Origin of the sequence: Thalassotalea sp. 273M-4 (assembly GCF_041410465.1) — a bacterium.
Lineage (GTDB): Bacteria > Pseudomonadota > Gammaproteobacteria > Enterobacterales > Alteromonadaceae > Thalassotalea_A > Thalassotalea_A aquiviva.
The window spans coordinates 541,061-565,748 of the sequence record NZ_CP166961.1; the positions used below are offsets into that span (position 1 = coordinate 541,061).

General features: G+C 41.6%; 26 protein-coding genes and 1 other RNA gene. 19 read left to right on the forward strand and 8 right to left on the reverse strand.

The genetic code is table 11. The features are described 5' to 3' along the window. Positions 1-215: 215 nt before the first annotated feature. From mlaF to murA, 7 genes are all read left to right on the forward strand, one after another. A complete protein-coding gene (gene mlaF / locus ACAY00_RS02355) occupies positions 216-1,022 on the forward strand; it encodes a phospholipid ABC transporter ATP-binding protein MlaF (RefSeq protein WP_371379502.1) in 807 nt (268 codons plus the stop codon). Continuing rightward, positions 1,019-1,792, forward strand: coding sequence for a lipid asymmetry maintenance ABC transporter permease subunit MlaE (gene mlaE, locus ACAY00_RS02360; RefSeq protein ID WP_371376699.1), 774 nt, complete (start codon positions 1,019-1,021; stop codon positions 1,790-1,792). Before mlaF ends, mlaE begins: the two co-directional genes overlap by 4 nt. 146 nt (positions 1,793-1,938) lie before the next feature. After that, entirely contained in the window at positions 1,939-2,412 is a 474-nt protein-coding gene (gene mlaD / locus ACAY00_RS02365; RefSeq protein ID WP_371379505.1) for an outer membrane lipid asymmetry maintenance protein MlaD, read from the forward strand. A gap of 17 nt (positions 2,413-2,429) precedes the next feature. Then, positions 2,430-3,122 carry a phospholipid-binding protein MlaC gene (locus ACAY00_RS02370; protein ID WP_371376702.1) on the forward strand — a complete coding sequence of 231 codons (693 nt, stop codon included), beginning with the start codon at positions 2,430-2,432 and terminating at the stop codon, positions 3,120-3,122. A 2-nt stretch (positions 3,123-3,124) separates the two neighbouring features. Next, positions 3,125-3,427, forward strand: a complete 303-nt coding sequence (locus ACAY00_RS02375) for a lipid asymmetry maintenance protein MlaB (RefSeq protein WP_371376704.1) — start codon at positions 3,125-3,127, stop codon at positions 3,425-3,427. Between the two features lie 47 nt (positions 3,428-3,474). Continuing rightward, positions 3,475-3,732: a BolA family protein gene (locus tag ACAY00_RS02380; protein WP_371376708.1), complete on the forward strand. Its 258-nt coding sequence runs from the start codon at positions 3,475-3,477 to the stop codon at positions 3,730-3,732. A gap of 24 nt (positions 3,733-3,756) precedes the next feature. Next, complete coding sequence (gene murA / locus ACAY00_RS02385) at positions 3,757-5,019, forward strand: UDP-N-acetylglucosamine 1-carboxyvinyltransferase (protein ID WP_371376711.1); 1,263 nt, start codon at positions 3,757-3,759, stop codon at positions 5,017-5,019. Between the two features lie 103 nt (positions 5,020-5,122). On the opposite strand, the gene ACAY00_RS02390 is transcribed toward murA, so the two are convergent. From ACAY00_RS02390 to ACAY00_RS02400, 3 genes are all read right to left on the reverse strand, one after another. After that, a complete protein-coding gene (locus ACAY00_RS02390) occupies positions 5,123-6,184 on the reverse strand; it encodes a trypsin-like peptidase domain-containing protein (RefSeq protein ID WP_371376713.1) in 1,062 nt (353 codons plus the stop codon). A 192-nt stretch (positions 6,185-6,376) separates the two neighbouring features. After that, positions 6,377-7,732 carry a Do family serine endopeptidase gene (locus ACAY00_RS02395; RefSeq protein ID WP_371376716.1) on the reverse strand — a complete coding sequence of 452 codons (1,356 nt, stop codon included), beginning with the start codon at positions 7,730-7,732 and terminating at the stop codon, positions 6,377-6,379. A gap of 569 nt (positions 7,733-8,301) precedes the next feature. Next, positions 8,302-8,748, reverse strand: a complete 447-nt coding sequence (locus tag ACAY00_RS02400) for a YhcB family protein (protein ID WP_371376718.1) — start codon at positions 8,746-8,748, stop codon at positions 8,302-8,304. 173 nt (positions 8,749-8,921) lie between these two features. Between ACAY00_RS02400 and zapE the strand changes: the two genes are divergently transcribed. From zapE to ACAY00_RS02440, 8 genes are all read left to right on the forward strand, one after another. Further along, entirely contained in the window at positions 8,922-10,037 is a 1,116-nt protein-coding gene (zapE, locus tag ACAY00_RS02405) for a cell division protein ZapE (protein WP_371376721.1), read from the forward strand. A 295-nt stretch (positions 10,038-10,332) separates the two neighbouring features. Next, positions 10,333-10,761 carry a 50S ribosomal protein L13 gene (gene rplM / locus ACAY00_RS02410; RefSeq protein ID WP_371376724.1) on the forward strand — a complete coding sequence of 143 codons (429 nt, stop codon included), beginning with the start codon at positions 10,333-10,335 and terminating at the stop codon, positions 10,759-10,761. Positions 10,762-10,764: 3 nt separating this feature from the next. After that, complete coding sequence (gene rpsI / locus ACAY00_RS02415; RefSeq protein WP_371376727.1) at positions 10,765-11,157, forward strand: 30S ribosomal protein S9; 393 nt, start codon at positions 10,765-10,767, stop codon at positions 11,155-11,157. A 309-nt stretch (positions 11,158-11,466) separates the two neighbouring features. After that, positions 11,467-12,057: a ubiquinol-cytochrome c reductase iron-sulfur subunit gene (gene petA / locus ACAY00_RS02420; RefSeq protein ID WP_371376730.1), complete on the forward strand. Its 591-nt coding sequence runs from the start codon at positions 11,467-11,469 to the stop codon at positions 12,055-12,057. After that, positions 12,057-13,322 carry a cytochrome bc complex cytochrome b subunit gene (locus ACAY00_RS02425; RefSeq protein WP_371376733.1) on the forward strand — a complete coding sequence of 422 codons (1,266 nt, stop codon included), beginning with the start codon at positions 12,057-12,059 and terminating at the stop codon, positions 13,320-13,322. The genes petA and ACAY00_RS02425 overlap by 1 nt, the downstream gene beginning before the upstream one ends. Continuing rightward, on the forward strand, positions 13,322-14,077 hold the full coding sequence (locus ACAY00_RS02430; protein WP_371376736.1) for a cytochrome c1: 756 nt from the start codon (positions 13,322-13,324) through the stop codon (positions 14,075-14,077). Before ACAY00_RS02425 ends, ACAY00_RS02430 begins: the two co-directional genes overlap by 1 nt. A 130-nt stretch (positions 14,078-14,207) precedes the next feature. Continuing rightward, positions 14,208-14,849: a stringent starvation protein SspA gene (gene sspA / locus ACAY00_RS02435; protein ID WP_371376739.1), complete on the forward strand. Its 642-nt coding sequence runs from the start codon at positions 14,208-14,210 to the stop codon at positions 14,847-14,849. 15 nt (positions 14,850-14,864) lie between these two features. Next, on the forward strand, positions 14,865-15,260 hold the full coding sequence (locus tag ACAY00_RS02440; RefSeq protein WP_371379508.1) for a ClpXP protease specificity-enhancing factor: 396 nt from the start codon (positions 14,865-14,867) through the stop codon (positions 15,258-15,260). 121 nt (positions 15,261-15,381) lie between these two features. Here ACAY00_RS02440 and ACAY00_RS02445 read toward each other — a convergent pair whose 3' ends face one another. From ACAY00_RS02445 to ACAY00_RS02460, 4 genes are read right to left on the reverse strand one after another with little or no spacing between them, the layout of a single operon-like run. Further along, positions 15,382-15,945: a BON domain-containing protein gene (locus ACAY00_RS02445; RefSeq protein WP_371376742.1), complete on the reverse strand. Its 564-nt coding sequence runs from the start codon at positions 15,943-15,945 to the stop codon at positions 15,382-15,384. 31 nt (positions 15,946-15,976) lie between these two features. After that, entirely contained in the window at positions 15,977-16,567 is a 591-nt protein-coding gene (locus ACAY00_RS02450; RefSeq protein WP_371376744.1) for a phosphoheptose isomerase, read from the reverse strand. A gap of 2 nt (positions 16,568-16,569) precedes the next feature. Further along, positions 16,570-16,899 (reverse strand): YraN family protein, encoded by a 330-nt coding sequence (locus ACAY00_RS02455; RefSeq protein ID WP_371376747.1) that lies wholly within the window; start codon positions 16,897-16,899, stop codon positions 16,570-16,572. A gap of 49 nt (positions 16,900-16,948) precedes the next feature. After that, positions 16,949-18,787, reverse strand: a complete 1,839-nt coding sequence (locus ACAY00_RS02460; RefSeq protein ID WP_371376750.1) for a penicillin-binding protein activator — start codon at positions 18,785-18,787, stop codon at positions 16,949-16,951. 139 nt (positions 18,788-18,926) lie between these two features. Between ACAY00_RS02460 and rsmI the strand changes: the two genes are divergently transcribed. Both rsmI and rnpB read left to right on the forward strand, forming a co-directional pair. Next, positions 18,927-19,775 (forward strand): 16S rRNA (cytidine(1402)-2'-O)-methyltransferase, encoded by an 849-nt coding sequence (gene rsmI, locus ACAY00_RS02465; protein ID WP_371376753.1) that lies wholly within the window; start codon positions 18,927-18,929, stop codon positions 19,773-19,775. A 64-nt stretch (positions 19,776-19,839) separates the two neighbouring features. After that, positions 19,840-20,209, forward strand: an RNA gene (rnpB, locus tag ACAY00_RS02470) — RNase P RNA component class A. A gap of 186 nt (positions 20,210-20,395) precedes the next feature. Here the strand turns inward: rnpB and ACAY00_RS02475 are convergent. After that, positions 20,396-20,770 (reverse strand): hypothetical protein, encoded by a 375-nt coding sequence (locus ACAY00_RS02475; protein ID WP_371376756.1) that lies wholly within the window; start codon positions 20,768-20,770, stop codon positions 20,396-20,398. A 262-nt stretch (positions 20,771-21,032) separates the two neighbouring features. Here ACAY00_RS02475 and ACAY00_RS02480 point away from each other — a divergent pair, with 262 nt between their 5' ends. Continuing rightward, on the forward strand, positions 21,033-23,126 hold the full coding sequence (locus ACAY00_RS02480) for a M13 family metallopeptidase (RefSeq protein WP_371376758.1): 2,094 nt from the start codon (positions 21,033-21,035) through the stop codon (positions 23,124-23,126). A gap of 532 nt (positions 23,127-23,658) precedes the next feature. After that, positions 23,659-24,687 carry an efflux RND transporter periplasmic adaptor subunit gene (locus tag ACAY00_RS02485; RefSeq protein ID WP_371376761.1) on the forward strand — a complete coding sequence of 343 codons (1,029 nt, stop codon included), beginning with the start codon at positions 23,659-23,661 and terminating at the stop codon, positions 24,685-24,687. The last annotated feature ends 1 nt before the right edge of the window (position 24,688 follow it).

The window sequence follows — 24,688 nt, forward strand, 5'->3', positions numbered from 1 at the left end:
AAAATATCTCGTTAGGGCGTTGAAATTTATTAAACTGCCCAAACCTTTAAGCAAAACCATTTCGTGCTCCTAACAAGGATAAAGAATTGAATACAAAAAAATACCGACCCTCGTTATTCATAAATATTTACGTTTTTGTGATGCAAGTGGCTCTGTCCTCAGGTAGAATTTGGTGTTACTAAATGAAAAACAATGAGTATAGCTCGCATCATCATATGTCAAATACCCTAGTCGAAATTAAAAATCTGAGCTTTTTTCGGGAACAGCGCTGTATCTATGACAATATCAGCTTAAAGATTCCCAAAGGCAAAGTGACTGCCATTATGGGACCAAGTGGTATTGGTAAAACAACGTTGTTGCGGTTAATTGGTGGTCAACTTAAACCACACTCTGGTGAGATTTTATTTGCTGGGCAAAACATTCCTAGTTTAAGCCGTAACCAGTTGTATCAAACGCGCAAAAAAATGAGCATGTTGTTTCAATCAGGGGCACTATTTACTGACATGAGTGTCTATGAAAATGTCGCTTTTCCTATCCGAGAACATACAAAACTACCAGAAGATATCATTGATAAAATGGTATTAATGAAATTGGAAGTGGTTGGTTTGCGCGGCGCTAAAGATTTGAAACCGAGTGAACTTTCAGGCGGTATGGCGCGTCGTGCTGCGTTAGCTCGCGCCATAGCCTTAGATCCAGATTTGATTCTTTACGATGAGCCTTTTGCTGGCCAAGACCCAATATCTATGGGGGTTATTGTTCGCTTGATCAAAGATCTTAACGATGCACTCGGGCTCACCTCGGTGGTGGTATCGCACGATGTTAAAGAAGTGATGAGCATTGCGGATTACATCTATATTGTTGCTGAACAAAAGGTTATTGGTGAAGGTACCGCTGATGAAATATTGGCCCAACAATCTGAATTGGTACAACAATTTATAAATGGCGAAGATGATGGTCCGGTACCATTTCATTTTCCAGCCAAAGATTACAAACAGAATTTGTTCAAAGAGAAAGGTAAATGATAGCAAGTATTCAATTGTTGGGGCGTCGAACGTTAGAGCTCCTAGCGGGATTAGGCCGGGCTGTCATTACGCTGCTATCTGCGATTGCGCATTTGCCAAACCCTAAGAAAGGTTGGCCGTTATTCTTACAACAGGTGTATTCGGTAGGGGTCTTATCCTTAATCATCATCGTGGTCTCTGGCTTGTTCATCGGCATGGTTTTGGCTTTGCAAGGGCATGGAGTACTTATTGACTATGGTGCAGAAGCAAGCTTAGGGCCGATGGTCGCTTTGTCATTACTCAGAGAGTTAGGTCCGGTGGTGACGGCGTTACTTTTTGCTGGAAGGGCAGGATCTGCTTTAACTGCAGAAATTGGCTTGATGAAAGCAACAGAGCAATTATCCAGTTTAGAAATGATGGCTGTTGATCCTCTGCATCGGGTTATCGCGCCAAGATTTTGGGCGGGGTTCTTTTGTATGCCGTTATTAGCGGCGATTTTTTCCATGGTGGGGATATTGGGGTCACACCTTGTTGGCGTGGTTTGGCTTGGGGTTGACCAAGGAACGTTTTGGTCGGTTATGCAAGATCAAGTGGATATGGCTGACATCTACAATGGCACCATAAAAGCGATGGTATTTGCATTTGCAGTAACCTGGATTGCGGTGCACAAAGGTTACGACTGTGTACCAACATCGGAAGGTATCAGTCGCGCAACCACTTCGTGTGTGGTGCAATCCTCGCTGGTGGTATTAGGGCTTGATTTTGTTTTAACCGCGTTAATGTTTACCTAACTGAGCGCAAAACAAATTTATCACGTATGAGTTGAGGCTTAGCAGGGAGTAGAAAGCACCCTTCAAGCCTTTTGGATTATAACGCAATTCAATATTATGCTTAATTAAACCCAGAGCATAATGGTTATTTAAATTGGTGGTTTGACATTATGTCGAAAAAAATAGAAATTTTTGTTGGTTTGTTTGTTGCACTTGGTCTTGCAGCCTTTATTTCTTTGGCGCTTAATGTGGCGAATTCTGGTATAAAAGGGAATGGCGAAACCTACAAGTTGTATGCAAAATTCGACAATATCGGTGGCTTAAAAGTACGTTCACCGGTCAAGGTTGGGGGCGTTGTTGTTGGTCGAATTTCAAATATAACCTTGGACGCAGAAGATTATATTCCTATTGTTACGCTAAACATTTACTCGCAATATAATCAATTTTCAGAAGCTGCATCGTTATCAATTTTAACGGCAGGTCTGCTAGGAGAGCAGTACATTGGATTGGATCCAGGCTTTATTGATGAAGACTTAGGGATTGGTATTTTAGAACCTGAGTCCTACATCGAAGACACAAAATCAGCCATTGTGTTGGAAGAGCTTATCGGACAGTTTTTATTTAGTCAGGCTGAAGATTAATTTAACAGGAAAGCTATATGAGACGTATTACTAAGCCATTATGGCAATTTTGGGTGTTTACCTGTTTAATTCTTGGTTTTAGTCACCATGCGACTGCTGAGCAAATTAATGCCAAAAACCCCTATCAATTAATTCAGCAAGTGGGTGATATCACCTTTAAGCGCTTTGCTAATGAAGAGGCTGAAATTAAGAAAAACCCAGAATTACTTAAAGACATCGTTCGTGAAGAGTTGATGCCTTATGTTTTTTATCAATATGCGGGCTTAAAAGTACTTGGTAACTACCGTAAGTCGGCATCAAAAGAAGAACTTAAGGACTTTCTTGTCGCTTTTAGAGAGTATTTAATTACTTCCTACGCTCAGGTTTTTACCTTATACGACAACCAAGAAGTGGTGTTTAATCCAATTAAGGAAATCGACAAAGAAAGCATCGTGATGGTTCCTGTCGATATTCTTATGGGCGAAGGTAATATTATAAATCTCGTTTTTAAAGTGCGACTCAATAACAAGACTAATGAGTGGCAGGCGTATGACCTAGTGGCTGAAGGCATCAGCATGTTGGACAGCAAAACAAAAGAGTTACGCAGTATTCTTGCTCAAAATGGTGTTCCTAGAGTGACCGAAATGCTACTTGAAAAGAGCAAACGTAAGATTGAATTCAAAGACGGTGAAAATCTTAATACTAAAATACAGGAACAAGCCGGGAGTTAGTTTTGGCAAATCAATTTAGTGTATCTGTTATCGACGATGGTCAGCTGGCCATTGTCGGTGAATTAAGCCAACACAGTATTATCGGCAAGCAAAATAAGTATTTTCAAGAAGTCATCGATAATCCAAATCCAGTTATTGATTTATCATCAATTAATAAAATAGATACGGCCGGGTTAGCGTGGTTGATCTGCTTAAATGAATACGCTTTAAACAACCAAATTTCGCTAACCTATTCCCAACCACCACAAGAATTGGTTAAACTTGCAAAATTAAGCCAGGTATACGACTTTCTACCTTGGCAATAACATAACTGGGTAAGCTTACCTGGTTCTATTAATTGGAGATAATTGAAGTGGACGTCAACGAAATAAAGTCGATGCTTAACGAAGCATTAGACCTATCTGATTTACACGTAACCTTTGATGGGTCGCAATGTACAATTATGGCTGTATCAGACATGTTTGCTGATATGAGCCGAGTGAAAAAGCAACAAACAGTGTATGCGCCATTATCAGAGGCGATAAACCAAGGTGTGATCCACGCTGTAACCATTAAAACATTTACAAACGAGCAATGGCGCCGTGAAAAAATGTTTAATCTCCCATCGTAAACTTTACATATAGAAGAATTTTCATTGGACTCATTTAGCATAAACAGCGGTAACGAATTACACGGTGATGTAATTATTAGTGGTGCCAAAAATGCCGCCCTTCCTATCTTAATGGCAACTATCTTGGCAGAATCACCGACTCACATCGGTAATGTGCCAAAATTAAATGATATCAACACGACTTTAAAATTATTATCCGAACTTGGAGCAAAGGTTGCTTGGAGTGCGCAAAATAGTGTCGAAATTGACGCCAGCAATATCAATAATTGCTTAGCTCCATACGATTTGGTTAAAACCATGCGAGCTTCTATTCTCGTTCTAGGACCATTGCTTGCCCGTTTTGGCCACGCAGAGGTGTCATTACCCGGCGGTTGTGCAATAGGCGCAAGACCGGTTGATTTACATATTCAAGGCCTAAAACAAATGGGCGCTGATATTACGGTTGAAAATGGCTACATTATTGCTAAAAAGGAAGGCCGTCTTCAAGGTGCAACCATCTTTATGGATGCCGTGAGTGTTACCGGAACTGAAAACTTGATGATGGCTGCAGCTCTAGCCGAAGGCACAACCGTTATTGAAAACGCAGCGCGCGAACCCGAAATTGTTGATTTAGCTAACTTCCTAAATGCGATGGGGGCTAAAATCAGTGGTGAAGGCACCGACATGTTAACCATTGAAGGGGTAGAGCGCCTAACGGGTTGTGATTACGATGTCATGCCTGATCGCATTGAAACCGGTACCTTTTTGGTCGCAGCCGCGGTTACCGGAGGTAAGATCCGTTGTTTAAATACAGATCCTAGCGCGTTAGATGCTGTCTTAAGTAAGCTAAAAGAAGCCGGGGCAAAAATTGAGGTTGGCACAAACTGGATTGAGTTAACCATGACTTCGCGTCCGAAAGCTGTGGATATTCGTACCGCGCCACATCCGGCCTTTCCAACCGATATGCAAGCGCAATTTGTCACCCTAAATGCGATTGCACAAGGGACAGCTACCACCACAGAAACGATTTTTGAAAATCGCTTTATGCACGTACCAGAATTGCAACGTATGGGCGCTGACATCAAGCTTGAGGGCAATACAGCAATCTCGGTAGGGGTTGAGCAGTTAAACGCTGCCCAAGTGATGGCAACCGATTTAAGAGCATCTGCAAGCCTAGTGATTGCTGGGCTTGTCGCTCGTGGTGAAACCATTGTCGATAGAATCTATCATATTGATCGTGGTTATCAACATATTGAAGATAAGCTACAAAAGCTTGGCGCCAATATTGTTCGAGTTAAGAACAGCTAATATCATTGCCAAGTGTGTACAATACGACCACACTAAACAAAAAAAAGCCGGTATCACCGGCTTTTTTTGTACATTTTATTTAGTTATTAGACAATGTTTGAATTTAGTTTGGCAATTCTTCAATTTTTACCGGGATCATAATGCGTTGATTTTGTCTTATAACGCCAAAATCCAAAGTGCTACCAGGGGCAGTTTCGGCAATAATATCGAGGGCATGGTTAATGCTTTCAATATTGATGTTATCGATTTGATAAATCACGTCACCAGCCAATAAACCGGCTTTTTCTGCCGGACTTTGCTCTGTTAATGAATCGATAACCAAACCTTTGAGTTGAACGTTATAACGCTGTGATACGATCCCTAACCAACCGCGAATAACCCGACCGTTGCGAATTAATTGCTCCATAACGCTGGCCGCTAACTTATAAGGAATGGCAAAGAAAATTCCTTGAATGTTTAACTGTGGATTTGAACGTTTAAATTGCGCTGTGGTTATACCCACCAAATCACCGTTGGAATTGACTAACGCACCTCCAGAATTGCCATCATTGATTGCCGCATCCATTTGTAAAAACTCACGATAGCTCGACGAGCTTAAACTGTTTCGACCGGTCGCAGATATTATTCCTTGTGTAACCGTTTGCCCCAGGTTTAATGGATTACCTATAGCTAGGACGACGTCGCCAACGAGAGGAGTCAACCCCTCTTCAACAGGAATGGTTGGCAGGTTTTGTGCTTGAACTTTTAATACTGCCAAATCGGTCAGTAAGTCCTTACCTATGAGCTCGGCGCTTAGCAGTGTGCTGTCTTGCAGTACCACCGTGATTTGCTCGGCGTTTAGGACCACATGGTAGTTGGTTAAGATATAGCCCCTAGAGTCCATAATAACGCCTGAGCCAAGTTTTACGCGTTGAATTTGGGTATTGCGATAGCGCGGGCTAGATTCAATCGTTTCAGAATAGATATTTACAACCGCTGGTGCTGCTTTGGCGATGGCACTGGCGTAAGATATTGGTGGTGTTTTTTTCGTTGAAGGTGAAAAAATATCAAAAGAGACATCGTTGCCATTACGTAAATCAGGGATAAGAATAAGCAACACCACAGCGGTTAACACACCGTAGCTACAGGCTCTGAGGATATAAGATAAAAGAGAAATTATTTTCAAAGGATCAAGGGTTTATTATTCACATTTTGTTAAATGGTAGCACTTATTAATTAATATTTATACGTCATTGTGCGAGCAACATAAAGGCCATATTAGATAGAGCGAAATGAAAAATTCCAGACTAGCTTATTAAAATGTAAGTAAGGCGCGAGAAATTGAAGCTTACTCGCACCTTTTTACCGTTATGCAAACTTAATTAATCATTAAGTAAAGTTCGGTTTTACCACGAATTATATTGAGTGCTACCACCCCATTGATGCCATCAAGCGCGCTTCGTAATTCGCCAAGGTTTTCAACTCTTGAACGGTTAACACCTGCAATAATGTCGCCTTTTTTTAAGCCAACGGCGGCGGCTCGTGATTGCGGTTCGACGTCGTTGACTATCACTCCAAGCCCGTTGGTGTTACTGCTCAATTCGGCGCCGTCTAACATCGGGTGAAGACTAGACGCTGCGATGTTCGCGTCAGGTATTGATTTTAAGGTGACTTTAACTTCCCTCTCATCGCCATCGCGTAAAAAGGTGATGTCAACGGTATTACCAGCCCCAATAGAGCCGATTTTTCCACGTAGTTCATTGAAGTTTTTGATTTTTTTACCATTAACTTTGGTAATAATGTCCCCGGCTTTCAACCCTGCTTCTTCGGCCGCAGAGTTTGGTGTTACTTGGCTTACAAACCCACCTTGATTTGTTTCAAGATCCATCGCCTTGGCTAACTCGGAGTTTATGGAACTGCCGGTAATGCCAAGGACACCGCGTCTTACTTCACCGTACTCAATGATTTGATTAATTAGGTTTTTCATCATGTTACTGGGGATGGCAAAACCAATCCCGACATTACCGCCATTAGGGCCTAAAATAGCGGTGTTGATGCCAATCAACTCGCCCCGTAAATTGACTAATGCGCCACCAGAGTTACCACTGTTAATCGCTGCATCTGTTTGAATAAAGTCTTCAAAATTTTCAATGTTAAGACCACTTCGCCCTAGCGCACTAACAATCCCTGAAGTCACGGTTTGACCTAAACCAAAAGGGCTACCAATAGCAACGGCAAAATCACCAACTCGAAGCTCATCAGAATCGGCTATGCCAATTTCTGTTAAATCATCCGATTCTATTTGTAATAGAGCAATATCAGATTGAGAGTCTGAACCGATTTTTTTCGCTTCAACTTGACGACCATCTTTTAATGTTATGATGATTTCATCGGCTTGATCGATAACATGGTGATTGGTGACAATATAGCCTTTATCAGCATCGATAATCACCCCAGAGCCTAAGCTTCGAAATGGGCGCTCTTGAGGTTGTTGTTGTCCCCGTCGTTGACCAAAGAAAAATCGAAAGGCATCTGGGATTTGCTGATTAACTTCTTGCGTACCCGCCACAGATATACTGACAACAGCCGGTGTGGCTTGTTCAAGCATGGGCGCCAAACTTGGTAGTTTTTGACCACCAATAGAAAAAGGTAAGGCTGCTGTTGCTGTTACGGGTAATAAGCTTAACGTACCGGCAATCAATGCAATGCGAGTGATGGTTGATATTTTTGTCATAGCGTTAGAGCTCCAAATGATCATTCTAATTTTTATACGAACTACTTTGCGAACACGCTCAATTGGCTGAGGTCTGACAAGGGTAAATCAGCCAGACTAAATCGTGTTATTCAATAGTGTTGTGCAATCAAACCTGCTGTTGAGGTTTACGGTAAAAATTAAAACTCACCCAAGTTGAATAAAGTGTAGCAAATTGAGTGGGTAAATATTATACCAATCCCACTAAGTTTTTGCTCACTCAAGAAAATATCAAGGTTTTGCGACCAGTTATTGATTGCAGGCAATGGTCATTCCCTTGTCAAAATCAATAAGGCAGAATAAAAACCTTTAAAATTCGCTCTTTGGGAGTGGATCAGATAGTTATTAATGGCTTTAAATTTTTATACCATAGAATGACTATGCTAAAAAATTTAACGTGTTAATGAACTTCTGATGTCACTCTGTGTTGTGCAAAAACTTAATGGTATTGGTATTAGATAGTGTTGAACCTGAAGAATTTCAACAGGTTCTCTAATGATTTAATTGACTTTGGTGGTTAAGAAAAGTTCCACCAGGGCAGGGAGACTATTTTAGTTGTTTGTAACAATTTGTTTTTGATCAGAAAAGATCCCACTCGGATCGGAAGAGTAGTCTCTTGGTTGTTCTGTCGGGGCTGGCGCTTCTATGCTTTTATGGCGTTTGGTTCGGGCACTGTTAGAACGAATGTGTTGTTCGGCTTCTTCTGAGAAAAATGGCATCACCGGCTGTTCAGTATTGGCTTTTTTCAATAATTGGGTACTTTTTTCCATCTGTTCCATAGCAGAGTGACAAGCGCTGTTCATTTGAGCCAACATGTGCGCCGATTGCTCCAAATGCTCGGCAACTTCTTGCTGATATTGTTCGAAAGTCATTTTGGTTTTTTGCGACTCTTGCTCGAGTAATTTAAAGTCCTGCTCCGAAGCTGATAATTTTTTACTGACAAAAAAGCCACTTAAGGCGCCTACTGCGATACCAATAAAAAAATAAAGAAATTCCATAGATGTATCCTTTTAAAACCAAAATTGTGGGAAATCGTCATCAAATGACATGTTTTCATCAAGCGTCACTGTTATCAGCCACGACTTTTCTTTTATAATAGCGTTTAATAACACATTACACATCAATTTCTTGCGGTGCAATGGTCCGACTAGTCAGTAACAGCAGTACAACAATGATAAAACTTACGCCTCTTCAAAAATATCAGCAAGATTTACAACAACCTAACTTTGAATATGACAGTGCTCAGGAAAATGCGGTTAAACATTTACAACGTTTATTTGATGACTTACAAGCTCTTCCAGTAGCAACATCTCGCTCTGAGAGTTGGTTGAAAAAGTGGTTTAAAAAGTTAGGTCAAACCGAGCAAAAGAGGATTAAAGGACTGTACTTTTGGGGTGGTGTTGGTCGCGGCAAAACCTATTTAGTCGATACGTTTTTTGACAGTTTACCGTTTGAACAAAAAATGAGGGTGCATTTTCATCGCTTTATGCACCGTGTACATGAAGAGTTAAAGCAGCTTCATGGTCAATCCGATCCGCTAAAAATAATAGCCAAAAAACTGGCCGAAGAAACCCAAATCATTTGTTTTGATGAATTTTTTGTGTCCGATATTACCGATGCTATGTTACTGGGCACTTTATTTGAGGAGTTGTTTGCGCATCACGTTATTCTGGTCGCAACATCAAATATTATACCCGATGAGCTTTATCGCAATGGCTTACAACGAGCAAGGTTTTTACCCGCAATCGAGTTAATTAATCAACACTGCGACGTGGTGAATGTCGATAGTGGTATTGACTATCGATTACGGACATTAGAACAAGCCGAGATCTACCATTTTCCGTTAGATCAAGCGGCCGATGACAATTTAGAGCGCTACTTTAAACAATTGGCGTCTGAGCATGGCGAAAAAGCTAAAGCCATAGAAATCAATCATCGCTTGCTACAAACTGTTGAAGAGGCCGATGGGGTGGTTCATTTTGAATTTTCGCAACTGTGTGAAAGCGCCCGCAGTCAGCTAGACTATATGGAGTTGAGTCGACTTTATCATACCGTGTTGTTGGCTAATGTGACTCAAATGAACGGTGATAGCGATGACAGCGCTCGTCGTTTTATTGCGATGGTGGATGAATTTTATGAACGTAAAGTTAAATTGATCATTTCGGCAGAAGTTCCTATGGAAGATCTGTATCAAAACGGTAGCTTAGAATTTGAATTCAAACGGTGCCTATCAAGACTGCAAGAAATGCAATCGCATGATTATTTATGTTGTCAGCATATCCCCTAGGAGCCATGGGATTATGATCAGAGGTGAGCTAGGAAAAAGCCGGAAAACCATATGTTTAGACTGATAGCGGCCGATTAGTGAAGTAATTTTTCTTATTTTATTGAAAAAAATTAAATAGTTTAAAAAATATGCGTGATTTTTTTCAAAAATATCTATATAATTCGCGGCTCCCAACGTTACAACGCTTGAAAAAGCATCGGACTCGATACTCGAAGGGGTAAATGCGTAGTCTATTTAAACCAATAACCATACTTGGTTATTTTTTTATGTAACTTAATTTAAAATGGGTTTTTTAATGAAAACTTTTACAGCTAAACCAGAAAGCGTACAACGCGAATGGTTTTTAGTGGACGCCGAAGATAAAACTCTTGGTCGTATCGCTACTGAGATTGCTCTACGTTTACGTGGCAAGCACAAGCCAGAATACACACCTCACGTTGACACCGGTGATTACATCGTTGTTATCAACGCTGAGAAAGTTAAAGTAACTGGTAACAAAGCGAAAGGTAAAATTTACTACTCGCATACTGAATTCCCTGGTGGTCTTAAGCAAATTAGCTTTGAAAAGCTAATCGAAAAAGCGCCAGAGCGTGCAATTGAGTTTGCAGTTAAAGGCATGTTACCTAAAGGCCCTCTAGGTCGTGACATGTACCGTAAATTAAAAGTGTATGCTGGTGCTGAGCACAAGCATGCGGCACAACAACCTAAAGTTTTGGAGCTATAGACAATGGCTGATAATCAATATTACGGTACTGGTCGTCGCAAGAGCTCTACAGCTCGTGTGTTTATGAAAGCTGGTAACGGTGCAATCACTATCAACAAACGTGACATCTCTGTTTACTTCGGTCGTGAAACAGCTCGTATGGTTGTTCGTCAACCGCTTGAGTTAGTTGAAATGTTAGAAAAGTTTGACCTAAACATCACTGTAACTGGTGGTGGTATTTCTGGTCAAGCGGGTGCAATCCGTCACGGTATCACTCGTGCTCTAATGCAATTTGACGAAACTCTACGTTCTGATTTACGTAAAGCTGGCTTCGTTACTCGTGATGCACGTCGTGTTGAACGTAAGAAAGTTGGTTTACATAAAGCACGTAAACGTCCACAATTCTCAAAACGTTAATATTTATATTTACGTATTGTTTATTGCAAAACCGGCCTTTGGGTCGGTTTTTTTTTGCATTTTTTTAGCCAAAAAATTGAAATAGTAACGACATAACTTTGCAGTTGCTTAAAAAACATCAGATCTTAAAAATAAGCACACATGTATAATGGTTTTACCTTGTAATAAGGTGTGACCTTATTTATCATAGACAAAATTTTTAACATGAAATTAGCCTTTACTTTGATTTTTGTCAGTGAAAGGCGCTATTTTCGGTTAAACCACCTTTTTAAACAGAAAACTTGTTTTTATAAGTATTGGAGAAATGAAATGAGCAATGCGCCGGTGAATAACGGCCGTCGACGCTTTTTGACTGTAGCTACTTCGGTAGTTGGCGGTGCAGGCGTTGTAGGTGCTGCTGTGCCATTCATTGCTTCCTGGAATCCTAGTGCCAAAGCGAAAGCCGCTGGTGCTCCAGTTGAAGTAAATGTTAGTAAAATCGCTGAAGGCCAATTAATTCGTGCTGAATATCGCGGTAAACCAATTTATATTGTTCGTCGTAGTAAAGACATAATTGATAACCTAGGTGGCCACGAAGCTTTGCTTCTTGATCCGAAATCGGAAGAAGCACAGCAACCTCAATATGCTCAGAACCAATATCGCTCAATTAACCCTGAGATATTAGTTGCTGAAGGGGTCTGTACCCACTTAGGTTGTGCACCAACTTACAAGAAAGGTGACTTTGCAGAGCAGGTTGAAGGCGTAGACTACGGATTTTTCTGTCCATGTCACGGTTCTAAATTTGATATGGCAGGTCGAGTTTTTGCGGGCGTTCCAGCACCACTTAACTTGGTTGTTCCTGAGCACTCTTTCCCATCTGAAGGCACCCTTCTTATTGGTGTCGGCAAAGGAGAAGCGTAATGTTTGCAGATTTTATGGCTTGGATAGACAAGCGTTTACCGGTAACTGAAGCTTGGAATAAGCACCTAGCTCAATACCCGGCACCAAAAAACTTTAACTTTTGGTATTTCTTCGGCTCTTTAGCCATGCTGGTACTGGTAAACCAAATCGTTACCGGTATTTGGCTGACCATGAACTACGAACCATCTGGTGATGGTGCGTTTGCTTCGGTTGAATACATCATGCGTGATGTCGATTACGGTTGGTTACTACGTTACATGCACTCAACGGGGGCTTCTGCCTTCTTTATCGTCGTTTACCTACACATGTTCCGTGGCCTTATCTACGGTTCATACCAAAAGCCACGCGAACTACTGTGGATCTTTGGTATGTTAATCTTCTTAGTACTTATGGCTGAAGCTTTCATGGGGTACTTACTACCATGGGGTAACATGAGTTACTGGGGGGCACAGGTAATCATTTCCTTATTTGGTGCTATTCCTGTTATTGGTGATGACCTAACAACATGGATCCGTGGTGACTATGTTATTTCAGGTGCTACCTTAAATCGTTTCTTTGCACTGCACGTTATTGCCTTGCCATTGGTTTTAGTTGTATTAGTTTTCTTACATATCTTAGCTTTACACGAAGTGGGTTCAAATAACCCTGAAGGAACAGATATTAAAAAGAAAAAAGGTACAGTTGCTGACGCAGACAAGAGTAAATTTGAGTTCCACAAGCACTACAGCGGCAAGTACGACATCGTAGATGCGGTTCCATTTCACCCATACTACTCAGTTAAAGATATTATGGGCGTTGCTGGTTTCTTAATTATTTTCTGTTGGGTTATGTTCTTTGCTCCAGAGGGTGGTGGTTACTTCCTTGAGGCGCCAAACTTTGAACCAGCCAATGGTCTTAAAACGCCTGAGCACATCGTGCCAGTATGGTACTTTGGTCCGTTTTACACCATCTTGCGTGTTATCCCACACAAGCTTGCTGGTATGGTTGTGATGTTTGCCGCGATTGCGATGTTGTTTGCACTACCTTGGTTTGACCGTGGTACCGTGAAGTCATTCCGTTTCCGTAGCAAATGGCACTTGTTGAATATTGTTCAGTTCTCAATCAGCTTTATTATTCTAGGTATTTTAGGTACCTTACCAGCATCTGATTTAGCTAACTTAGTTGGCCGTATTGCATCATTTGGCTACTTTGGTTTCTTCATTGCCTTGTGGTTCTACTCGAAAAACGAGCAGACAAAACCAGTACCAGAGAGAGTGACTAAATAATGAAAAGAACAATAATTGCATTATTAACCCTGCTCCCTACGCTTGCATTTGCTGCGGGTAGCTCTATCGTACTTGATAGTGCGAATAACGATTTAAGCGATAAACAGTCATTACGTAATGGTGCTCAAACCTTTATGAATTACTGTTTAGGTTGTCACCAGCTTCAATATCAGCGTTACAATCGCACATTTGAAGACTTAGGTATTGACGAGAAAGAAGGCATTGAAACCCTAATGTATACGGGTGAAAAAGTTGGTGATCATATTACCAACACCATGCCTGCCAAAGAAGCGGCTGCTTGGTTTGGTGCTGCGCCACCAGATTTAACATTGGTGACTCGTTATAAGAGCGGTGGCAGTGATTGGTTATACACCTATTTACGTTCGTTTTATGCCGATTCTGAACGCCCATTTGGGGTTAATAACGTGGCGTTTAAAGATGTTGGTATGCCTCACGTATTCCAACAACTACAAGGTGTACAAGAATTAACAGCAGAAGCAAAAGCTATGCTACAATTGCCATCAGACCAACAACGCCCTTTAACTCGCGATGATTTGGTATTAACACAACCTGGAACTTTAAGCCCGGCTGATTACGACAACATGGTTCGTGATTTGGTTAACTTTTTAGAATACACAGGTGAGCCAAGCAAACTTGAACGCCAACGTATCGGTTACTGGGTATTAGGATTTTTAGTAATCTTCTTCATTTTAAGTTACTTATTGAAGAAAGAATATTGGCGCGACGTGCACTAATTTTCTACACTAATTAATCTATTTTGGGGCAATACCAAATTACAAAATTGTAATTTGGTATCTGTCCCTTTGTCGTACTTGTTATCATGGTAAAGTACTGTAATAAAAAACAAATCTATGGAGAATATCTATGGCTCTAGCCGCCAACAAACGTTCTGTAATGACCTTATTTTCTCACGCCGACGATATGTACTCGCATCAAACGCGTATAGTACTTGCAGAAAAAGGTGTCGGTGTTGACATTCATTTGGTAGAAATGGATAACTTGCCTGAAGATTTAATAGACTTAAATCCTTACGGTACAGTACCTACGTTGATCGACCGTGAATTAGCTTTGTACGAAGCAAAAATCATCATGGAATACCTTGATGAGCGCTTTCCGCATCCACCGTTGATGCCGGTTTATCCGGTTGCTCGTGGTCGCAGTCGCTTGATGATGCATCGCATTGAAAGTGATTGGTACACATTGGCCCAAAAAATCATTTCAGGTAGCGCTGCTGAAGCCGATAAAGCACGTAATGAATTACGTGAAAGCTTATTAAGCATTGCGCCAATTTTAAATGAAGCGCCATACTTTATGAGCGAAGAGTTTAGCTTAGTTGACTGTTACTTAGCACCGCTGTTATGGCGTTTACCGGCGTTTGGTATTGAACTATCAGGTCAAGGTAGCCAAGAATTAAAAGCGTACATGATTCGTTTGTTTGACCGTGAATCTTTCCAAGCATCATTGACTGATGCTGAGCGCGAATTGCGTTTTGGTCGTCCGGCGTAAGTTATGTCGATGGAAATGACCTCTAATAAGCCCTACTTGGTTAGGGCTTTTTATGATTGGATTTTGGATAATGAATTGACCCCATATATCGCGGTCGACGCCAATTATCCAAATGTTATGGTTCCTGAGCAGTATATAAACGACGGACAAATTGTATTAAATATTTCCCCCGCATCGGTCGGTGGAATTTCAATGGCCGGTGAAGTTATTGAATTTAATGCCCGTTTTGGCGGTAAATTAGAGCACCTATACATACCGTATGAGGCTCTTATTGCTATTTATGCCAGAGAAAATGGCGTTGGCTCATCATTTACTGTTGAGTACCCTGAAGAGCCAACTGTGGCTCCTGAACAAAAGCCTGCATCAGCACCTAAAAAGAAGGGCAAACCGACCCTATCCGTGGTTAAGTAAACTATTTAACCAAAGTATGATTGTTTGTTCACTTCGGTGCCTTAGAGCAAATGTAAGCATAAAAAAAAAGAGGAGTATCTCCTCTTTTTTTTATGTCTGATTTTTAGTACTTGCTTTCGTTTTATTTTAATTCAAAAGCTTTATAAACACGCGATACACCGCCAACATGGCGCGTAATGTCTACCGCGACATCCGCTTCTTTTGGACCGACTAAGCCCATTAAAAACACTTCAGAGTCTTCACTTACCACTTTTATCGCCGTACCGTCGACACGATCATCGGCAAGGAGTTCTGATTTTACTTTGGTGGTTAACCAAGTATCGTGGGTTTTGGTGCCAAGGGAAGTAAGTCTGGCTACTCTTATTTGATTGTGAATCTTCTTAACACCTTGAATTTGATTCACCATAGAGTAGATCTTTTGTTTGTCTTTACTTGATAACGCTTGACCAACAATAAGCACAGTGCCATTTAAACTCACAACTTGTACTTGGGTGCTTTTATCAAGCTCTTGATCTTCGGCCATCATCGCATAGGCTTTCACCTCAATGCTCTGATCGTCTATTTGGGCGCCAATAGTTCGTCTATCATTAGCTGTCGCAGCCCCAACCGCTACACCACCGACAAGGGCTACAGCACAACCTTGTAAAGCAGTCAGGGCCAGTAAAGTTATTGCTATTTTTTTCATGACTAAAGCCTCTTTGACCTTGCTTAGTGTATTAATTGGTAGACTGAGGGAATAAGGTTGTATCAATGATTTCACATAAGCAATGAATAGCTAATAAGTGGACTTCTTGAATGCGGGCAGTGCGGCTAGAAGGTACGCGGATTTCAACGTCGTTTTCGCCCAATAAACCGGCGATTTCGCCACCGTCATTACCCGTTAATGCAACGATTTTCATATCGCGAGCTACGGCTGCTTCAATCGCTTTGATTACGTTTTTTGAATTACCACTCGTTGAGATTGCCAGTAATACATCACCTGAGTTACCCAAAGCTCGTACTTGCTTAGAGAATACTTCTTCGTAGCTGTAGTCGTTTGCAATAGAGGTTAAGGTTGAGCTATCGGTGGTAAGTGCTATGGCAGGTAAACTCGGACGTTCGGTTTCAAAGCGGTTAAGTAACTCTGAAGAGAAATGTTGGGCATCACCAGCAGAACCACCATTACCACAGCTTAGGATTTTGTGACCACCCAATAAGCATTCAACCATCACCATGCCACCTTTTTCGATAGCAACCGGAAGCTCTTCACTTGCTGCAATTTTGGTTTCAATACTCTCACGAAAATTGTGTTTAACACGCTCTAACATTTTCAAACTCCATAAAAGGCATCTTTCAGCCAAGTAATTGTGGGTGCAGTTGATGGGCCGAGAATACTGACCACATCAAATCGACATTCCGTATTATATTCATTCAATCCCTGCTTTTGCAGGTAAAATTTGGCTGTTTTGATGATTTTTTGCTGTTTTTTCGGTGAAACCATAGCCTCTGGCGCACCATAAGCAGTATTCTTTCGATACTTTACTTCTATAAATACTAAAACATCACCATCAAGGGCAATAATATCTATTTCACCTTGGCGACAACTAAAGTTCATTTGTTTTAACTTTAATTGTTGGCGGTATAAATAATCTAAGGCCAATTTTTCTGCTAATTGTCCCTGTTCGTGCGGCTGTTGTAAAGGTTTGGTGTCAGTCCATTTCAATGGTTTGAACTCTGGCTGAATGGTATCTACCCCAAGCAAAGCTACGGCTAATGATGTTTTTATCGTTCATTTGCCAAATTCCCGTTTCTCCTCGGTGCTTTAATGCTGAGAACTTTTGCATGTATTGAATGCTGTCAATAAGTTGTAAACTGTCAATGCCCATCGCATAAAGGCGCTCTAAAGGTGCACTTCGACTTGGCCAAAGTTCTGCAGCTTGGCGGGATAATGCTCGGTTAACTTGTTTGCCATCAAGTAACCAAGGAATTTCAGTAAAGGTCAGGCCGGTTAAATCTCGACGGGTGTTTTCGCTCTGATTGTCGGAATTGCTGCGAGAGCTGGCAAACATTGGAATTGCTTCGGCAAAAGGGCTGATATTGACATCCACGTAGGGCTTTAATAATTTTGCTTGATCCGACGTGGCAAACATATAGATCACGTCAATGTCTTGGCGGTTTCGAGTTTCCGTTTGTATGTCGTCTTTAAACCGACTTTTAATGCCGGTAATTCGCTCTTCTGATAAATGAACATTTAACCCTTCTTTCACCGCGTTTTGCATCGCTTTGCCATTAGGGTAGTGAATTATTGCAGGTTCAAGATTGGTTTGACGTAACCACTCTGCGGCAAAGGCGTTGGCCATGCGTTTGCCGATCGCACTATCTTGGGACAATATTAGCGCCTTTTTAAAGCCTCTTTGACTCAGCGTGAATGCCGCTTGAGTCGCTTCGTCTTCAGGCAACATAGATAAGGCAAATTGGTTTTCTGGCAATTGTGATTGCTCAGGCAAGTTTAGCAGCAAGGTCTTCCAGTTTACGAAGGATGCGTTATCGCCATTGATGACGTCGCTATAGCTTTTAACATGTTGTTTTAATAGCGGCCCAATAACAAAATCAGGACGAGTTTGCGTTAACTCTGCAATAATATCGGGCATTTTTATACCGTTAGTGTCGATAAAATTTATCGTTCCTATGGCATTTAATTGGTAGGCACTTAAAATGCCGGCCTGAATACTTTTACCAAGCGCGGCCTCTCGCCCTGATAAAGGTAAAAGTACCGATATTTTTGACATGGTTTGGCGCATTTGGGCGGTATTTTTTTGAGTAAACTCGTTAATCAATACATTCGCTGGATGCACAGGGTATTTTGTTCGCCAAATTAAAAGCTGTTGTTTTAGTTGATTTCTTTGTAAATACTGCAGATTGAAAGCTTGATTAAACGCGAGCCAACCTTCTAAGTTAGGAGCTTGTTTTTTGCGTAAAGAAGCAAGCTGCCATGGTTTTAAATGGCTAAACTTTTCTTGCAACAGGCTAATTTCAGCAACATCTTTAAAGGGCACATATTGGTGATAGTTTAAATAACTGATGATGGCTTCTATTTCCAATCCACGAGCATCGGCAATTTGGGCTTTGAGTAACCAACCTTTGGCATTGGTCGGTGGGGTTGGAATTTTATTAAACGTTGTTGCGGCCAGCTCGACTTCGCCTTGCCCAAACAGCGCTGCCGCTTGGTTTTTTAGGTTTAGATACTTCAGCTGTGCTGGCAGGGCGACACGAGTTAATTGATTTGTAATGAATAAAGCTTGAGAAAAGTCACCTTGCTCGATGTAGACTTGAGCCGCTTGTAAAAGGTATAGGTAAGATTGATTTAAATCCTCAGTATTTTTTGCTTTTTGCAAAAAATATTCAGCATTAACGCCTGGCTCTAATGGTACATCAACCGGCTCAACTAGAACCGAATCGTTAGGCACACCAGCTTTGTCAGGCTGAGAACTACACCCGGTCAGTAAAACAATAAGAAAAAAAACAAAAAGCGTAAAATATTTAGACATTGTTGTAGTGATAACCGATACCGGCAATTGGTTCGTAAAGATAATTGATAGTATAATAAACCGCTTTCGCGTAAACCTGCAAACTTGAGACCAATTTAATGGTACTTTTGCTCGGTAATTTTCTTAATATGGAAACCTCATGACTCAGACAAGCATTGCACAAGGCACCTTATATGTGGTCGCCACCCCAATTGGTAACCTTGGTGATATGACCCAACGCGCTCAAGATATTTTATCACAAGCAGACATTATCGCGTGTGAGGATACCCGTCATACCAATCGCTTATTGAGTGCCTTTAATATCAAAAATAAAACCCTGTCATTGCACGATCATAATGAACGCGCAAGGCAGGAGCAAGTGGCGGAATTGCTGCAACAAGGCAAAACCGTTGCCTTGGTTTCGGATGCGGGAACGCCCCTGATATCGGATCCTGGCTTTCATGTTGTGCGCTATTTACGTGCTCAAGGCTTGCCGGTTGTACCGGTACCCGGAGCTTGTGCTGCCATTGCCGCCTTATCTGTTGCAGGTGTTCCGACAGATAGATTTACATTTGAAGGCTTTTTGCCGTCAAAATCCGGTGCCCGTCAAGCAAAGTTAGCACAACTTGCCAATGAAGAACGCACCATGGTCTTTTACGATGCGCCAAGACGTGCTATCGATACGGTTGCAGACATTAAAGATGTGCTCGGAGAACAGCGCGAAATAGTTATTGCTCGTGAGTTAACCAAAACCTTTGAAACCATTCATGCCGATACTGCCGGTAATATTTATCAATGGTTAAATCAAGACCCTAATCAGTTAAAAGGCGAAATGGTACTGATTATTGAAGGGGCAAAACCGGACCCTAATGCGATCCCTGAAGATGCTATAGCTACCCTAAAATTGTTATTAACGGAAATGAAACCGAAAAAAGCCTGTGCCATCGCGGCACAAATTCATGGGGTAAAGAAAAACGCACTTTATCAAGTGGCATTAGATTTAAAGTAATTGAAATAAAAATTAAAACAGATATCGTTTTACCCCAACAGCCTAAATAAGGTAGAATCGCATCCGAGTTGGCCAGACAACCGCTGCTTAATCGTTGTATCGTAAGATAGACAGATTGAGGGGAGGAAAGTCCGGGCTCCATAGAGCAGGGTGCCAGGTAACGCCTGGGGGGCGAAAGCCTACGACAAGTGCAGCAGAGAGAAGACCGCCTAAGTACGCAAGTACCGGTAAGGGTGAAAGGGTGCGGTAAGAGCGCACCGGGCCGCTGGTAACAGTTGGCAGCAGGGTAAACTCCACCCGGAGCAAGACCAAATAGGGTTCCTTACGGCGTGGCTCGCGTTGGAACCGGGTAGGTTGCTTGAGCTATAGAGCGATTTATAGCCTAGACGAATGGTTGTCCACGACAGAACCCGGCTTATCGGCCAACTCAACAAATTTTAAAACCTGATTATATTTTTTATAATCAGGTTTTTCTTTATCTGTCTGTCAACCATCAACCATTCAGACTCATGGTTGTACCATTCCGACGGGCAGAACGTGGCTTATCGGCCAACTTAACAAATTTTAAAACCTGATTATATTTTTTATAATCAGGTTTTTCTTTATCTGTCTGTCAACCATCAACCATTTAGACTCATGGTTGTGCCATTCCGACGGGCAGAACGTGGCTTATCGGCCAACTCAACAAATTTATAAAGCCCAGTTTGAGCAATCAAGCTGGGTTTTTCTTTATCTGTCTGCCAACCATTCAGACTCATAGTTGTGCCATTCCGGCGGGCAGAACGTGGCTTATCGGCCAACTCAACAAATTTATAAAGCCCAGTTTGAGCAATCAAGCTGGGTTTTTCTTTATCTGTCAGCCAACCATTCAGACTTATGGTTGTGCCATTCCGACGGGCAGAACGTGGCTTATCGGCCAACTCAACAAATTTATAAAGCCCAGTTTGAGCAATCAAGCTGGGTTTTTCTTTATCTGTCTGCCAACCATCAACCATTCAGACTCATGGTTGTGCCAAGTCTTAAAACAAGTGAAAGAGTTTTTAGTTCGACATAACGGACAAAGCATCTCAGTGAATTGTTGGTTTCTGCTGTGATAATCATTTTTATCTTCTTTTTTGTCTTTTTTGTTACGTTTCGTTACAAATTAATGTTAATTTATTCATCAACTTATTGCGTTTATATGGTTTGTTCGTTAAAACAATGCCATTGGCCGAAAAATATTTTGGTTGTTACAGATTAATTAAGGGAAACATTACAATGAAAAAATCACTGATTGCAGTCGCGTTAAGTGCTGCCTTACTAAGTGGTTGCGGTGAACAACAATCGACCGCCACCAAAGTCGCAGAAGTTAAACAAGCTGCGGTAGAAGAAGCAAAAGAAATGAACAAAGCTAAAGCTGAGTTAGGCAGTTTTGGTGTCGACTTAAGTGCTCGCAACTTAGACGTAAAACCAGGTGATGACTTTTTCATGTACGCCAGTGGCACTTGGTATGACAACTTTGAAATGCCGGCAGATAAAACCCGTTATGGTGCCTTCACCGCGTTGGCTGAGCGCAGCGAAACGCAAGTAAAAGAAATTATTGATGACATTGTTAGTCGTGAACAACTTAATGCTGAAGAGCAAATGATTGCAGACTTCTACAATGCATATATGGATGTTGAAACCATTAACAAAAAAGGCATTAGTCCTATTAAGCCGCTTTTAGAACAGATCAAAGCCGCTAAATCGACGGATGATTTAACCGCAATTTTTGGTCAATCATGGTTAACAGGTGTGTCTTCACCACTTGGTGGTGGCATGTGGTTTAACCGCTTAGATCCAAATAAATATGAATTGTCGTTAGGCGCTGGTGGTCTAGGTTTACCCGATCGCTCATACTATTTGGTTGAAAGCGAGCGTTTTGCTAAGACACGTGAGGCGTATGTGGCTCATATTGCCAAAATGTTAACTTTTGCCGGTGTTGAAAACGCAGAGCAAAGTGCAAAAGCGATTTTAGCGCTTGAAACTAAAATTGCTGAAGGCCACTGGCCACGTGAAAAACGTCGTGACCGTGATTTAACCTTAAATCAAATTAAACGTGATGAACTTGCTAAACAGTACCCAGGTTTTAATTGGGATCTTTTCTTTGAACAAACGGGTTACCAAGTACCTCAGTTAAACATTTCTCAACCAGAGCCGGTAAAAGCGATGATTGAACTTGTTAACAACGAAGATATTGCAATATGGAAAGATTACCTAACTTTCCATGCCATTAGCGGTAATGCCGACTTATTGTCTGAAGATATTTTTAATGCTGACTTTGAGTTTTATGGCAAGGAATTAAGCGGACAACAAGAGCCACGTCCACGCTGGAAACGCGCTATTTCGCAAATGTCTGGTACTCAGTCTCTTGGTTTTGCCATTGGTAAAGTATATGTACAGCGCTACTTCCCTGAAACGTCGAAAGAGCAAATGGCCAATCTTGTCGAAAATTTACGTAAAGCACTTGGCGAGCGTATCGATAATTTAGACTGGATGGGTGAAGAAACCAAAGTCAATGCGAAAGCTAAATTGGCTGCATTCAACCCTAAAATTGGTTACCCAGATGTATGGCAAGAATTAGATGGTTTAACCATTACTAGCAATGATGTAATGACAAACGTTCATAACTTGCGCACATTCTTTCGCGAAGACAGTGTTGCGAAAGAACTTGAAAAAACAGATCGCAATCGTTGGGGAATGACTCCACAGCGTGTAAACGCTTACTACAATAGTTCGTTCAATGAAATTGTATTTCCTGCGGCGATATTACAACCACCATTTTTCGATCCTAACGCTGATGATGCCGTCAACTACGGTGCGATAGGCGCGGTTATTGGTCATGAAATGGGCCATGGCTTTGACGATCAAGGCTCGAAATCTGATGCTAATGGTATCCAACGTAACTGGTGGACGGATCAAGACCGAGCAGCATTTGAAGCCAAAGCAGACAAGTTAGCGGAACAATACAGTCAATACGAACCGATCCCTGACAACTTTGTAAATGGTCGTAATAGTTTAGGTGAAAATATCGGTGATGTCGGTGGTTTAGCAATGGCTTATCATGCTTATCAGTTAAGCTTAAACGGCAAAGAAGCCCCTGTCATTGATGGGTTAACCGGTGATCAGCGTTTCTTCTTGGCTTGGGCTCAGGTCTGGAAAGAAAAACGTACAGAGCAAAGCATGCTTAACCAATTGCGCGCGGGCACGCATGCTCCTGGTCAATTCCGTGCTTTAGCGCCACGAAATCACGATGCTTGGTATAAAGCGTTTGATGTGAAAGAAGGTGACAAGCTTTACTTACCAGAAGAAGAGCGAGTTCGCATTTGGTAATGTTTGTGTAAGGTGGCATGACTCTTGGCTTCGCTTATAGTGATTATCCGAAGATGTCGCCAACACTAACACACCGGAGAAAACGATCCATCATGGATCGTTTTCTGTTTTCATTGTCCTAGGTTTAACTTTAACCGTGCTCGGTCGAAAAATAGAGCAAAAAGTGTGTCGTTAACATCAACATTCATGATGATGTGATTTTTTTAGCCAAGACGATAACACGCTTTTATGATCTTTTTAGCCATAGACCGAGTAGTAACAATGCCAAAGTGTATTGTTTACTAATGCCTAAGATTAAAATAAAACAGAAAGGCCGTTAAGCATGAATGCATGTGATCGCTATATATTTTGGCTTTACTCTAGCCTTATGACTTAACAGCTTGGTTTTTCTAAAAAGCCAATAGTAAGATAATTCAATGTTTTCATTGACCATTTAATTGTGCGGTTTATTAGGTAATGGCTTGATGAATATTATAAAAAAAGCCTGTAGTAATTGCAGTCGAACCATAATGGATTTATCACCGAGGAATTTATGAACGCATTTTTGCCAAGTCTCCTGCTTATGTTGTTGTTACCTGTTGTCAGCGTGGCGCAAGAACGAAGTCGTCCTCCAGCAAATGTCATTTTAGAACAAGTCGATTTTGCTCCAATCAATATCTCTATTGAAGCTGTTGGTACGGCAGAAGCGTTTCGGTCTGTCAGCTTATACCCGGCAGCCTCAGATAAGGTAACGAAAGTGAATTTTCGTCCTGGCGATTTTGTCATCAAAGGCGAAACCTTGATTGAGCTTGACGCCAGAAGACAGGTTGCCGCTGTGCAACGGGCCAAAATTGAGTTAGCCGATCGTAAAAGGGACCTAGCTCGCCTAATTAAAAGTGGTAAAAAAGGCGCATTTAGCCAGTCAGAGCTTGATGATGCTAACTCATTAGTGGAACTTGCTAGTGTCACTCTATCTGAAGCTCAAGCCGATTTAGATGATCGGAAAGTGGTGGCACCATTTAGTGGTTACGTTGGTCTAACGGCAATAGAAGCTGGCGATAGAATCAACACCAATACCTTAATAACAACGATTGATGATCGTAAAAAACTGTATATAAACTTTGCCTTACCTGAGTCGGCATTGGGTTTAGTCGATGACAAAACCCAAGTCAGTGTGCAACCATGGAACGACAGGGACAAGGTATTCCAAGCAAAACTCTCGCAATTAGACTCGCGCATTGATTCCGACGATAGAACATTAAAAGTGAGGGCGGTGCTAGACAATCGAGCAGACAGTTTTCGACCAGGGTTAAGTTTTAAAGTCAAAATGAGCGCTCAAGGGCCAGAGTTTCCTATCGTGCCAGAAGCATCGTTAGCATGGGGCGCAACTGGGGCCTATGTTTGGATGGCCAATGAGGGCAAAGCACAAAAAATAGCGGTTGAAATAAAACAAAGGTTACGAGGCTTTATCTTAGTTGAAGGCGAGTTAGAGCGTGGAGATAACCTTATTGTTGAGGGCATTCAAGGTTTAAGAGAAGGGGCGCCAATAGAACCTTCTAGCATGGTCGCAGAAGGGCGTTAAG